The sequence below is a fragment of the Bradyrhizobium sp. BRP20 genome (assembly GCF_020194215.1).
GTDB classification, from domain to species: domain Bacteria; phylum Pseudomonadota; class Alphaproteobacteria; order Rhizobiales; family Xanthobacteraceae; genus Bradyrhizobium; species Bradyrhizobium yuanmingense.
Genome location: NZ_JADYVY010000004.1, coordinates 336266 through 350022, shown reverse-complemented (window position 1 = coordinate 350022; position 13757 = coordinate 336266). Strand labels below are relative to the sequence as shown.

At 63.5% G+C, this 13757-nt stretch carries 6 protein-coding genes; all 6 read right to left on the bottom strand.

The genetic code is table 11. From position 1 onward, the window contains the following. Positions 1 to 82: 82 nt before the first annotated feature. Positions 83 to 2137 carry an FAD-dependent oxidoreductase gene (locus tag I6F33_RS13020; RefSeq protein ID WP_225142782.1) on the bottom strand — a complete coding sequence of 685 codons (2055 nt, stop codon included), beginning with the start codon at positions 2135 to 2137 and terminating at the stop codon, positions 83 to 85. A gap of 185 nt (positions 2138 to 2322) precedes the next feature. Then, entirely contained in the window at positions 2323 to 6519 is a 4197-nt protein-coding gene (gene rpoC / locus I6F33_RS13015; RefSeq protein ID WP_036011015.1) for a DNA-directed RNA polymerase subunit beta', read from the bottom strand. A 129-nt stretch (positions 6520 to 6648) separates the two neighbouring features. Further along, positions 6649 to 10773 carry a DNA-directed RNA polymerase subunit beta gene (rpoB, locus tag I6F33_RS13010; RefSeq protein ID WP_036011012.1) on the bottom strand — a complete coding sequence of 1375 codons (4125 nt, stop codon included), beginning with the start codon at positions 10771 to 10773 and terminating at the stop codon, positions 6649 to 6651. 483 nt (positions 10774 to 11256) lie between these two features. Then, a complete protein-coding gene (gene rplL, locus I6F33_RS13005; protein ID WP_036027614.1) occupies positions 11257 to 11637 on the bottom strand; it encodes a 50S ribosomal protein L7/L12 in 381 nt (126 codons plus the stop codon). A gap of 54 nt (positions 11638 to 11691) precedes the next feature. Then, on the bottom strand, positions 11692 to 12210 hold the full coding sequence (gene rplJ / locus I6F33_RS13000; protein ID WP_036010998.1) for a 50S ribosomal protein L10: 519 nt from the start codon (positions 12208 to 12210) through the stop codon (positions 11692 to 11694). A 583-nt stretch (positions 12211 to 12793) separates the two neighbouring features. Next, on the bottom strand, positions 12794 to 13747 hold the full coding sequence (locus tag I6F33_RS12995) for a 2-hydroxyacid dehydrogenase (protein ID WP_225142780.1): 954 nt from the start codon (positions 13745 to 13747) through the stop codon (positions 12794 to 12796). Positions 13748 to 13757: the final 10 nt, after the last annotated feature.

Sequence of the window (13757 nt, the reverse complement as noted above, 5' to 3'; positions counted from 1 at the left end):
CGGCAACCGCTATTGCACCGATTCTATGCGATCAAGGTGAATTCGGCAAAACAATTGGCGAATTCGGTTGGCGTCCCCCAGGCTAGTCCTCGTCCTCGACCTTGTCGAAGAAGGAATAGCGCAAGCTGTCCGCGTCGGCGTACCACTGCCCCGGCCCCTTGTTGGCGGCGAGCGTCGCCTCCCACAGCGCATCGGTGCAATCCTTGCGGTGCATCGACAGGTCGAAGCCGTTGCCGAAGAACAGTTCGGACCATTCCCACCAGGTGCCGAGCTTCTTGACTCCGCGCAGGAGGTCGTAGCGGTCGATCAATGCCGGCGCCATGTCCGAGGTGATGGAGCCGAACACGAGGCCGGTCTTGACCACGCGGTTGAGCTCGCGGATCGCGCGGACCACTTGCTTGGGGGAAACGTGGCAGAGGCTGGTCTCGAACACGAAGTCGAACGTGCCGTCCTTGAACGGCATGTCGGTGATCGTGCCGAGCTTGTTGTACTTCTTCAGCGATTTCGGCGTCCTGGCGTGGATCGCGCGGTTGTTCTCGATTCCCCATGCATCGATGCCGCGATCGCGCAGGGCGCCGACCAGTTCGCCGCTGGCGGAGCCCGCGACCAGCAGCTTGGCGCCCGCCGCCCCGCCCCAGACGATGCCGATCAGCTTCGTCAGGTAGTCGGGATCGGTGAAGTGCCGCCATGCCTGATGATAGGGGCCGAGACCGCGATAATTCTCGAAATATTTGCGATCGATCTTGTCCGAGAGCGGCTTGTCGTCCTGCGCGCGCTGGCGGCGCAGCCGCATCATCTCGGTCAGGATGATGTCGGTCGCCGCGTCCGAGGAATCCAGTAGGCCGTTCAGCGTCGAATCGAACAGATAGTCGCCGACCACCACGATGCCGGGGTGCTCCTTCGGCTCGGGCCGGTGATTGGTCATGACGTCGCGCGCGGGCAAACCACCAGGCAGCGCGTTCACCGAGGACAGCCAGCGGTGGATCTTGCCTTCCATAAAGTGCAGACGCGCATCGCCGAGAGAAGCCGGCAGCGATTTCAGGGCGGCCTCGATCAGCTCCTGGTCCGACAGATTGGCAAAAGCCAGCGCATCGGAGCCGGGAATGAGCCAATTCAGAACACCATGCTTGCCGACGTCGTGACGTGCGCCCTCGTTGTAGACGCAGCAGCCGCCGAAGGCTTCCGACATGAACCAGGCGCCCGGAATCTTGTCGCCCCAGAACGGCTCGTCGAACAGGATCGAGACGCGCAGATAGTGCGCGGGCCGGTCGAAATAGGCCACGTGCTTGACCATCGACCTGCGCAGCTGCTCGCCCTCCCAGCCGAGAGTGGCGAGCCAGGAATGCGGCAGGCAGACTAGCACGAGATCGAAGTCACGGGTCTCCGGCCCCTTGCCGTTCATCATCTTGAGCTGATACCGGCCGGTCGGCGCCTTGCCGACGGTGAGCACGCGGTGATTGAGCTGGATGTCGGCATTGACCTCCGACTGCAGGCATTCGATCAGCTGCTCGTTGCCGTTCTGGATGGAATAGAGGCCGATATAGCCGTCGACGTCCATCAGATAGTTCTTGAGCGCGTTGAGCCCGTTGGTGTTGTGGCTCTCGGTCGCGATGTCGGAACGCGCCATCACCTTGAAGAAGCGCTTTGCGGTGACGTCCTCGACCTCCTCGTCGAGCACCTGCTCGGCGGTCTTGTAGGCCCAGGGATGTTCGTTGTCGTGCGCGCCGACGCCCTCGTAATATTCCACCGGCGACATCACCTCGGCGCAGCGCTTGCGGAAGGCTTCGATCGCGGCGGCAGTCCTGGCGCCGTATTTGCGGCGCATGCCGGGAACGTCGTTGAGCAGCTCACCGCCGAACTGCACCTGCTCGGCATCCATCGGAATGGTCTGAAGGCCGAAATGCTGGATCAGCTCGCGCAGCGGGTCCGGGCCCGTCATCGAGTAGTCGTAGATCTCGGCAACGCCGGCCTCGTACATCGCGGGCGCCGAGTCGAACTTGCGGGTGGCGATCTTTCCGCCAAGCCTGTCGGAGGCCTCGTAGATGGTGACGCGGCAGAGGTCGCCGAGCTTGCGCTTCAGGTACCAGGCGCTCATCAGCCCGCCGGGGCCGCCGCCTACGATTGCGAGATCAAGCATGAGAGTTCCGTGGTCTTCCGGCCCTGCCCCCTTGGCGGGACCACCGGTCTAAGGCGCCATAGCACAAGCGCTTTTGCGGCTGAAGGAAAGATGAACAAAGGTTGATCCCGCATCGCAACAAAGCAGCAAAAAGGCCGGCAAAAGCCGGCCTTTTCATTGTCCTCGGTATTCCTACGGATGAACGATCATTCCGCGGGCGGCAGCGCAGGAAGCTCGGCTTCCGGCGCCGGCGACACGACGGCGGCCTGCTTCTCGCGCTCGTCCAGGATCAGCTTGTCGCGCTTCATGGCGACTTCGCGGATCTTGGCCATGGAGGCGCCGGTGCCCGCCGGGATCAGCCGGCCGACGATGACGTTCTCCTTGAGGCCTTCGAGCGGATCGATCTTGCCGTTGACCGCCGCCTCGGTGAGGACGCGGGTGGTCTCCTGGAACGATGCCGCCGAGAAGAAGGAGCGGGTCTGGAGGCTCGCCTTGGTGATGCCGAGCAGAACCGGCGTTCCCGTGGCGGGCTTCTTGCCCTCTTCCTTGGCCTTCACGTTCAGCGCGTCGAACTCGATCTTGTCGACCTGCTCGCCGGAGATCATGTCCGTGTCGCCCTGGTCGGTGATTTCCACCTTCTGGAGCATCTGACGGACAATCACCTCGATGTGCTTGTCGTTGATGAGCACGCCCTGCAGCCGGTAGACCTCCTGGATCTCGTTGACCAGATAGGCAGCGAGCTCCTCGATGCCCTTGACCGCGAGGATGTCGTGCGGCGCCGGGTTGCCTTCCACGATGAAGTCGCCCTTTTCGACGACGTCGCCGTCCTGAAGGTGGATGTGCTTGCCCTTCGGGATCAGGTACTCGCGCGGCTCGTCGGTCTTGTCCATCGGCTCGATCGAGATGCGACGCTTGTTCTTGTAGTCGCGCCCGAACCGGATGGTGCCCGCGATTTCGGCGATGATCGCCGCATCCTTCGGGCGCCGAGCCTCGAACAGTTCCGCCACCCGCGGCAGACCGCCGGTGATGTCACGCGTCTTGGCGCTTTCGGTCGAGACACGGGCGAGGATGTCGCCCGGCTGGACCTTGGCTCCGATGTCGACCGAGAGAATGGCGTCGACCGACAGCATGTAGCGGGCATCGCCGCCACGGGCGAGCTTGAGCACTTTGCCGTCCTTGCCCTTCACCACGATGGCCGGACGCAGGTCCGAGCCGCCGCGCGTCGAACGCCAGTCGATGACCACGCGCTTGGCGATACCGGTGGCCTCGTCGAGCGTTTCCGAGATCGACTGCCCCTCGACCAGATCCTCGAAGCCGATGGTTCCTTCGACCTCGGTGAGCAGCGGACGGGTGTAGGGATCCCATTCGACGATGCGCTGGCCGCGCTTGACCATGTCGCCCTCGTCGACGTGCAGACGCGAACCGTACTGGATACGGTGCGTCGCACGCTCGGTGCCGTCGGCATCGACGATCGCGACAACCATGTTGCGCACCATCGCGATAAGGTGACCTTCGCTGTTGCGGGCGATGGCCTTGTTCCTGATCACGATCTTGCCGTCGAAGTTGGCTTCGACGAAGGACTGCTCGTTGAGCTGCGCCGCACCGCCGATGTGGAAGGTGCGCATGGTGAGCTGGGTGCCCGGCTCGCCGATCGACTGCGCCGCGATGACGCCGACCGCTTCGCCGTGGTTGACCGGCGTGCCGCGGGCGAGGTCGCGGCCGTAGCACTTGCCGCAGATGCCGTTGACGAGCTCGCAGGTCAGCGCCGAGCGGATCTTCACCTCCTGGATGCCGGCCTGGTGGATGGCATCCACGTGGCTCTCTTCCATCAGCGTATCGCGCTTGACGATCACCTGGCCCGAGCTGTCACGCACGTCTTCGCAGGCCGTGCGTCCGAGGATGCGCGAGCCGAGCGAGGCGACCACGGTACCGGCGTCGACGATGGCGCGCATCTTGATGCCGAGCTTGGTGCCGCAGTCGCTCTGCGTGATGATGCAGTCCTGCGCCACGTCGACGAGACGACGGGTCAGGTAGCCGGAGTTCGCGGTCTTCAACGCGGTGTCCGCGAGGCCCTTGCGGGCGCCGTGGGTCGAGTTGAAGTACTCGAGCACCGAGAGGCCTTCCTTGAAGTTCGAGATGATCGGCGTCTCGATGATCTCGCCCGACGGCTTGGCCATCAGGCCGCGCATGCCGGCGAGCTGGCGCATCTGGGCCGGCGAACCGCGGGCACCGGAGTGAGCCATCATGTAGATCGAGTTGATGTCGGCGTCGGCTCCGCTCGCCGTCTTCTTGGTGGCGGAGATCTCCTTCATCATCGCCTTGGCGATTTCTTCCGTGGCCTTCGACCAGGCGTCGACGACCTTGTTGTACTTCTCGCCATGGGTGATCAGGCCGTCGTTGTACTGCTGCTCGAAATCCTTCGCCAGCGTACGGGTGGTGTCGACAATCTTCCACTTGCCGTGCGGCACGACCATGTCGTCCTTGCCGAACGAGATGCCGGCCTTGAACGCGTTGTAGAAGCCGAGCGCCATGATGCGGTCGCAGAAGATCACCGTCTCCTTCTGGCCGCAGTGGCGGTAGACCTGGTCGATGACGCCGGAGATCTCGCGCTTGGTCATCAGCTTGTTGATGATCTCGTAGGAGATGCGCGGGTTCTTCGGCAGCAGATTGCCGAGCATGACGCGGCCGGCGGTGGTCTCGATCCAGCGCTTGGAGACCTTGCCGGTCTCGTCCATGCCTTCCCACCGGTACTTGATCTTGGTGTGGAGGTGGATGACCTTCGCGTGCAGCGCATGCTCGAGCTCGGCCATGTCGCCGAACACCTTGCCCTCGCCGGGCAGGCCTTCGCGCATGATCGAGACGTAGTACAGACCGAGCACGATGTCCTGCGACGGCACGATGATCGGCTGGCCGTTCGCGGGATGCAGGATGTTGTTGGTCGACATCATCAGGACGCGCGCTTCCAGCTGCGCTTCGAGCGACAGCGGAACGTGCACGGCCATCTGGTCGCCGTCGAAGTCGGCGTTGAACGCGGAGCAGACCAGCGGGTGAAGCTGGATCGCCTTGCCCTCGATCAGCACGGGCTCGAATGCCTGAATGCCGAGGCGGTGCAGCGTCGGGGCGCGGTTGAGCAGCACCGGATGCTCGCGGATCACCTCGTCCAGGATGTCCCAGACCTCGGGCCGTTCCTTCTCGACCAGCTTCTTGGCCTGCTTCACGGTGGTGGACAGGCCCTTGGCGTCGAGCCGCGAATAGATGAACGGCTTGAACAGCTCGAGCGCCATCTTCTTCGGCAGGCCGCACTGATGCAGGCGCAGCTCGGGACCGACCACGATCACCGAACGGCCCGAATAGTCGACGCGCTTGCCGAGCAGGTTCTGGCGGAAGCGGCCCTGCTTGCCCTTGAGCATGTCGGCGAGCGACTTCAGCGGACGCTTGTTGGCGCCGGTGATGACGCGGCCGCGGCGGCCGTTGTCGAACAGCGCATCGACCGCTTCCTGAAGCATGCGCTTCTCGTTGCGGATGATGATGTCGGGCGCGCGCAGCTCCATCAGCCGCTTCAAGCGGTTGTTGCGGTTGATGACGCGGCGATAGAGGTCGTTGAGATCAGAGGTCGCGAAACGGCCGCCGTCCAGCGGCACCAGCGGACGCAGGTCCGGCGGAATCACCGGGATCACGGTCATGATCATCCATTCCGGCTTGTTGCCGGAATGGCGGAACGCTTCCACGATCTTCAGACGCTTGGCGAGCTTCTTGTGCTTGATGTCGGAGTCGGTCTCCTGCATCTCGGCACGCAGCGAAGCCTCGAGCTTCTCGAGGTCCATGCCCTTGAGCAGCTCGCGGATCGCCTCGGCGCCGATCATGGCCGTGAAGCTGTCCTGGCCGTACTCGTCCTGCGCCTTCAGATACTCGTCTTCCGACAGCAGCTGACGGTCCTTCAGCGCGGTGAGGCCCGGCTCGAGCACGACGTAATATTCGAAGTAGAGGATCCGCTCGAGATCCTTCAGCGTCATGTCGAGCAGGAGGCCGATGCGCGAGGGCAGCGACTTCAGGAACCAGATGTGCGCGACGGGGGCTGCGAGCTCGATATGACCCATGCGCTCGCGCCGGACGCGCGACAGCGTGACCTCGACCGAGCACTTCTCGCAGATGATGCCCTTGTACTTCATGCGCTTGTACTTGCCGCACAAGCACTCGTAGTCCTTGATCGGCCCGAAGATGCGGGCGCAGAACAGGCCGTCGCGCTCGGGTTTGAAGGTACGATAGTTGATGGTCTCCGGCTTCTTGATCTCGCCGTAGGACCAGGACAGAATCTTCTCTGGAGACGCGATCGAGATCCGGATCTGGTCGAAGACCTGAGCCGGCGTCGTCGGGTTGAAGAGATTCATAATTTCTTGGTTCATCGTCTTCTCCTCGCGTGCCGGTCGCCTCCGGCCGCAAATTCGAAAATCACTTCTGCATGGCGCCCTGCCCTCAAGGCCTCGGGCGGGGCGCCGATGCCCGGCCGCGAAGGCCGGGCATGACAGGTCGAATTACTCGGCCGCTTCCGACGTCGGCGCCGGTCCCATCTTGGAGTTGTGCAGGTCGACGTTGAGGCCGAGCGAGCGCATTTCCTTGACCAGCACGTTGAACGATTCCGGAATACCGGCCTCGAACGTGTCGTCGCCGCGCACGATCGCCTCGTACACCTTGGTACGGCCGGCGACGTCGTCCGACTTCACCGTCAGCATCTCCTGGAGCGTGTACGCCGCGCCGTAAGCCTCGAGCGCCCACACCTCCATTTCGCCGAAGCGCTGGCCGCCGAACTGCGCCTTGCCGCCCAGCGGCTGCTGGGTGACGAGCGAGTACGGACCGATCGAACGCGCATGGATCTTGTCGTCGACCAGATGGTGCAGCTTGAGCATGTAGATGTAGCCCACCGTCACCTTGCGATCGAACGGATCGCCGGTGCGGCCGTCATAGACGGTCGACTGACCCGAAGCGTCGAGACCGGCGAGCTTCAGCATCTCCTCGATATCGGCTTCCTTGGCACCGTCGAACACCGGGGTTGCGATCGGCACGCCGCGGCTGAGGTTATGGCCGAGTTCGAGCAGCTCGTTGTCGTTGAGCGACTTGATCGTCTCGTCCTCGCCGTAGACCTTCTTCAAGGTCTCCTTCAGCGGCTTGATGTCCTGCCTCGACAGGTACGCATCGACGGTCTGGCCGATACGCTTGCCGAGGCCGGCGCAGGCCCAGCCGAGATGGGTCTCGAGGATCTGTCCGACGTTCATGCGCGAAGGCACGCCGAGCGGATTGAGCACGATGTCGGCATGCGTGCCGTCTTCGAGGAACGGCATGTCCTCGATCGGCACGATCTTCGACACCACGCCCTTGTTGCCGTGGCGGCCGGCCATCTTGTCGCCGGGCTGGATCTTGCGCTTCACCGCGACGAAGACCTTGACCATCTTCATCACGCCGGGCGGCAATTCGTCACCGCGCTGAAGCTTCTCGACCTTGTCGAGGAAGCGCTGTTCCAGTCCCTTCTTCGACTCGTCGTACTGCTTCCGCATGGCCTCGATCTCGGCCATCAGCTTGTCGTTCGGCGAAGCGAACAGCCACCATTGCGACTTCGGATACTCCTCGAGCACCGCACGGGTGATCTTGGTGTCCTTCTTGAAGCCCTTGGGACCTGCAATGCCCTGCCGCCCCTCGAGCAGCTCGGCAAGACGGTTGTAGACGTTGCGGTCCAGGATCGCCTGCTCGTCGTCGCGGTCCTTGGCGAGGCGCTCGATCTCCTCCCGCTCGATCGCCAGCGCACGCTCGTCCTTGTCGACGCCGTGGCGGTTGAACACGCGCACTTCGACGATGGTGCCCTGCACGCCCGGGGGAACGCGCAGCGAGGTGTCGCGGACGTCGGAGGCCTTCTCGCCGAAGATGGCGCGCAGCAGCTTCTCTTCCGGCGTCATCGGGCTTTCGCCCTTCGGCGTGATCTTGCCGACCAGGATGTCGCCGGCGCGCACTTCCGCGCCGATGTAGACGATACCGGCTTCGTCGAGGTTCTTCAGCGCTTCTTCCGAGACGTTCGGAATGTCGCGGGTGATTTCCTCAGGTCCGAGCTTGGTGTCGCGGGCCATCACCTCGAACTCCTCGATGTGGATCGAGGTGAAGACGTCCTCCTTCACGATCCGCTCGGAGAGCAGGATCGAGTCTTCGAAGTTGTAGCCGTTCCACGGCATGAACGCGACCAGCACGTTGCGGCCGAGCGCGAGCTCGCCGAGATCGGTCGAAGGACCGTCGGCGATGATGTCGCCCTTCCTGACGACGTCGCCGACCTTCACCAGCGGACGCTGGTTGATGCAGGTCGACTGGTTCGAGCGCTGGTACTTCATGAGGCGGTAGATATCGACGCCCGACTTGGTCGGATCGAGATCTTCCGTGGCGCGGATGACGACGCGGGTCGCATCGATCTGGTCGATCACGCCCGAACGGCGCGCCGCGATCGCAGCGCCCGAGTCACGGGCAACCACGCCCTCCATGCCGGTGCCGACGAACGGCGCCTCGGCGCGAACCAGCGGCACCGCCTGGCGCTGCATGTTCGAGCCCATCAGCGCGCGGTTGGCGTCGTCGTTCTCGAGGAACGGGATCAGCGCCGCGGCGACCGAAACGAGCTGCTTCGGCGACACGTCCATGTAGTCGACCTTGTCGGGCGTCATCGGCACGACGTCGCGGGTGCCGCTCGAACGGCAGACCACGAGGTCTTCGGTGAAGCGACCCTTGGCGTCGACCGGCACGTTGGCCTGGGCCACGGAATAGCGCCCTTCCTCCATCGCCGACAGGTACACGACCTCGTCGGTGACACGGCCATCCTTGACCTTGCGATACGGCGTCTCGACGAAGCCGTACTTGTTCACGCGCGCGAAGGTCGCGAGCGAGTTGATCAGGCCGATGTTCGGACCTTCCGGCGTCTCGATCGGGCAGATGCGGCCGTAATGCGTCGGGTGCACGTCGCGCACCTCGAAGCCAGCGCGCTCGCGGGTGAGACCGCCCGGTCCGAGCGCCGAGAGGCGGCGCTTGTGGGTGATCTCGCTGAGCGGGTTGGTCTGGTCCATGAACTGCGAGAGCTGCGAGGAGCCGAAGAACTCGCGCACCGCGGCGGCGGCCGGCTTGGCGTTGATCAGGTCCTGCGGCATGACCGTGTCGATGTCGACCGAGGACATGCGCTCCTTGATCGCGCGCTCCATGCGCAACAGGCCGATGCGGTACTGGTTCTCCATGAGCTCGCCGACCGAACGCACGCGGCGGTTGCCGAGATGGTCGATGTCGTCGATCTCGCCCTTGCCGTCGCGCAGATCCACCAGCGTCTTGATGACGGAGAGGATGTCCTCCTTGCGCAGCGTGCGCTGGGTGTCGGGCGCATCGAGGTCGAGGCGCATGTTCATCTTGACGCGGCCGACCGCGGAGAGGTCGTAGCGCTCGGCGTCGAAGAACAGCGACTGGAACATGGCCTGCGCCGATTCCAGCGTCGGCGGCTCGCCCGGACGCATCACGCGGTAGATGTCGAACAGCGCGTCCTCGCGCGTCATGTTCTTGTCGGCCGAGAGCGTGTTGCGGATGTAGGGGCCGACATTGACGTGATCGATGTCGAGCAGCGGCAGCTCTTTGTAGCCCTGCTCGTTGAGCGCCTTCATCAGCTTGTCGGTGATCTCCTCACCGGCCTCGGCGTGGATCTCACCGGTCTTGGGGTTGACGAGATCCTCGGCGACGTAGTTGCCGACCAGCTCCTCGTCGGCCATGCGCAGCGCCTTCAGCCCCTTCTCCTGGAGCTGGCGGGCGGCGCGGACGGTGAGCTTCTTGCCGGCCTCGAGCACAACCTTGCCGGTGTCGGCATCGATCAGGTCGTTGACCGTGGAGTAGCCGCGGAAGCGGTTGGCGTCGAACGGAACGCGCCAGCCTTCCTTGGTCCGCTTGTAGAGAATCTTCTTGTAAAACGTTGAGAGGATCGCCTCGCCGTCGAGGCCGAGGGCGAACATCAGCGACGTCACCGGAATCTTGCGGCGACGGTCGATACGCGCATAGACGATGTCCTTGGCGTCGAACTCGATGTCGAGCCAGGAGCCGCGATACGGGATGACGCGGGCGGCGAACAGCAGCTTGCCCGAGGAATGGGTCTTGCCCTTGTCGTGGTCGAAGAACACGCCGGGCGAACGGTGCATCTGCGAGACGATGACGCGCTCGGTGCCGTTGACGATGAAGGTGCCGTTCATCGTCATGAGCGGGATGTCGCCCATGTAGACGTCTTGCTCCTTGATGTCCTTCACCGACTTCGCGCCGGTTTCCTCGTCGATATCGAACACGATGAGGCGCAGCGTCACCTTGAGGGGCGCAGCGAAGGTCATGCCGCGCTGGCGGCACTCGTCGACGTCGTATTTCGGCTGCTCGAACTCGTAGCGGACGAATTCCAGCATCGAGGTGCCGGAGAAGTCGGAGATCGGAAACACCGAGCGGAACACCGCCTGCAGACCCTCGTCGAGACGTCCGCCCTGGGGTTCGTCCACCATCAGGAACTGGTCATAGGACGCCTTCTGAACCTCGATGAGGTTCGGCATCTCGGCGACTTCCTTGATGTGTCCGAAGAACTTGCGAACGCGTTTGCGACCGGTGAATGTCTGCTGCGCCATCGTGGCCTCTCATTTTCGTCGCCCGCCCTGGGCGCACCGTCCGGACCGCGGCTGCCACCGCTTTCCGGGTTGAATTTTCGAACCCGTCTTGGGGGGCCGGAGACGCAGTTTCAGGCGCCGATGTCCTGAATCTGTTCTTCAGACCTTCAAAACGCAAAACGACGCGCGGGGCGCAGATGCGCGCCCGCCCGTCACAACGATCATCTTCACGGACTGCAAAAGCCCGAAATAGCCTGCTCTCCCAACGGCTTACAGGGAAATCCGGCATCCCTGCCCACCGCGCTTTCGTGCTGCCGACCCGATATGGGGCGACAATAGTGCAGATTCGAGGGTCAAACCCTCAAATCCCCACACTTTTTCGTGTTTGGCCTGCGTCGGATCGTTCCGTCGCACGCCTTTTGCATTCCGGTCCACCCTCTCGAAGGGGGACCAGGATCCCGGGCAGAGCCGTTGCCCGCCCGGAATCCCGCCAGTAAGCAGTGCTTACTTGAGCTCGACCTTGGCGCCAGCCTTCTCGAGCTGGGCCTTGATCTTGTCGGCTTCGTCCTTGTTCACGCCTTCCTTCAGCGGCTTCGGAGCACCCTCGACGAGGTCCTTTGCTTCCTTCAGGCCGAGACCGGTGATGGCGCGGACTTCCTTGATGACCTCGATCTTCTTGTCGCCGGCGCTGGCGAGAACGACCGTGAACTCGGTCTTCTCTTCCGCCGGAGCGGCAGCACCGCCGCCGCCAGCGGCCGGGCCGGCCACGGCGACAGCCGCGGCAGCCGAAACGCCCCACTTCTCTTCGAGGAGCTTCGCGAGTTCGGCAGCTTCGAGCACGGTCAGGCTCGAGAGGTCGTCAACGATCTTCTGCAGGTCAGCCATTGTTCAGTTTCCTTAACTGTAAGTCTGGTTCGGGTTTGAGTTTTGCGAAGGGCGTCAGGCCGCTTCGCCCTTTGAGGCATGAGCCTGGATGACGCGCGCGAGCTTGCCCGCGGGCGCGTTGGCGAGCTGGGCCAGCTTGGTCGCCGGGGCCACGATGAGGCCGACGATCTTGCCGCGCAGTTCGTCAAGCGACGGCAGCGAGGCAAGCGCCTTCACGCCATCGACATTCAGGACGGTCTTCCCCATCGATCCGCCGACGATGACGAACTTTTCGTTCGCCTTGGCGAATTCGATGGCGACCTTTGGCGCCGCTACCGGATCGTTCGAAGTCGCGATCACGGTCGGCCCCTTCAGCATGGGGCCGATGGCAACGACGTCAGTGCCTTCAAGAGCAATTTTGGCGAGACGGTTCTTCGAGACCTTCACCGCGGCACCCGCCTGCTTCATCTGCTGGCGCAGCTTCTGCATCTGGGCGACGGTGAGGCCGGAATATTGAGCAACGATCGCGACGCTCGTGGTCTTGAAGACCTCGTTGAGCTGTTCGACCGCTTCTTTTTTTGCCGCTCGTTCCACAGCAAGCTCTCTCCGGTTGGCGGTCATCGCGAGAAGCGGGACCGCCGGGTTGCACCCATCGTCCCGCCCAAGCCTGAACCTCCGGGTCAAAAACCCATCGGACACGCCGGGCAAGACGACAATTCAAAGCCTGCCCTCCGGGAGCCCAAGGGCCCACGGCGTGTCGAGGTCCGAACCAGACCCGTTTCGCAAAACCAGCCCTTAAAGCTGGATGCGAAGTGAAATCCGGTCTTCACCCGTCTATGCAGGCCATGCGATTAAGCCGTTGAGGAATCGAGATTCCCCGCGGGCGCCTGCAGTCTTGGACAGGACGAGGTCAGCCGGCGAACCGCCCGACCTCTGCCCGCATCCCTGCCAAAAGACGGATCTTCCTTCCTTTTCGGGCAAATCCTCACGGACGTCCTGAAAAGGAATGATCTCCTGTCGTGTCGGGTTTTCGGAATGCGTGCACGAACGCGCCAGCCGAGGCAGGCACGTCCGGAGGCGGTTCTTTAACCGCTCGGAGCCTGCTTGCCAAGAGCAAAATTCACACCAGTTCCAATCGATTGGCGGTTGGCCTTGAGATGGCCCAACAAGGGCCGATTCAGGCCGATTTGATCCGGTACGGCAGCGTTTTGCCCTCGAAGAATGCGGTCAGGTTGGCCGGCACGCAGTTCTGCATGGCGACGTGCGAATCCAGGGTGTGGCCGCCGATATGCGGGGCGAACACCACGTTGGGGAGTTCGGTCAGGGCGTCAGGCGCGTGCGGTTCCTTCCCGAAGACGTCGAGGCCCGCCCCCGCGATGGCCTTGTCGGTGAGCGCCGCGACCAGCGCCTTCTCGTCGATGACGGAGCCGCGGGAGATGTTGACGACATAGCCGTCCGGCCCGAGGCGCCTGAGGATATCGGCGTTGACGACATGTTGGGTCTCGGCCCCTGCCCGCACCGCGATCATCAGGACGCTGCACCAATCGGCGAGCGCCTCCAGAGTCGGAAAGTACTGATAGGGCAGATCGTACCGGGTGCGGCTGAAATAGCCGACCTCGCTCTCGAAAGCAGCACAACGCGCGGCGATCTTGCGGCCGATCTCACCCATGCCGTAGATGCCGATGCGGCGGCCCGGCATGCCGGCCTGGGGACGCATCATTGGCGACTGTTTCGAGGCCGCCCAATCGCCGCTGCGGACATATTGGTCGGCCACCAAAATCCGCCGCGTCGTCGCCAGCATCAAGGTCATCGCGATGTCGGCGACAGAAGCCGCATTGGCACCTGGGCTGTGACCGACCGCGATGTTCCGGCTGGCCGCCGCCTTCAAGTCGACGCCATCATAGCCAGTCCCATAGCAGACGATGGCGCCGAGCTTCGGAAACAGGTCCATCGCCTCCGCACCGAGTGGCGAGCCGCCAGCAGTCAGCAGTGCGCGGATGCCGCCCAGCTCCTCCGCCGGAAACACCTCCCGCACGGGCTTGCCGCCGGTGTCGAGCAGCTCGAACCGCTCGGCGAAGCGCGCCATCATCGACTTGGGAAAGCGCGAGTAGATCAGGACCTTGTCAGCCATTGTTGTGGTT

Bases quoted from the DNA above. Each gene is read 5' to 3' on its own strand.
- rpoC (WP_036011015.1), bottom strand. From the start codon at position 6,519: ATGAACCAAGAAATTATGAATCTCTTCAACCCGACGACGCCGGCTCAG.
- rpoB (WP_036011012.1), bottom strand. From the start codon at position 10,773: ATGGCGCAGCAGACATTCACCGGTCGCAAACGCGTTCGCAAGTTCTTC.
- I6F33_RS13020 (WP_225142782.1), bottom strand. From the start codon at position 2,137: ATGCTTGATCTCGCAATCGTAGGCGGCGGCCCCGGCGGGCTGATGAGC.
- I6F33_RS12995 (WP_225142780.1), bottom strand. From the start codon at position 13,747: ATGGCTGACAAGGTCCTGATCTACTCGCGCTTTCCCAAGTCGATGATG.
- rplL (WP_036027614.1), bottom strand. From the start codon at position 11,637: ATGGCTGACCTGCAGAAGATCGTTGACGACCTCTCGAGCCTGACCGTG.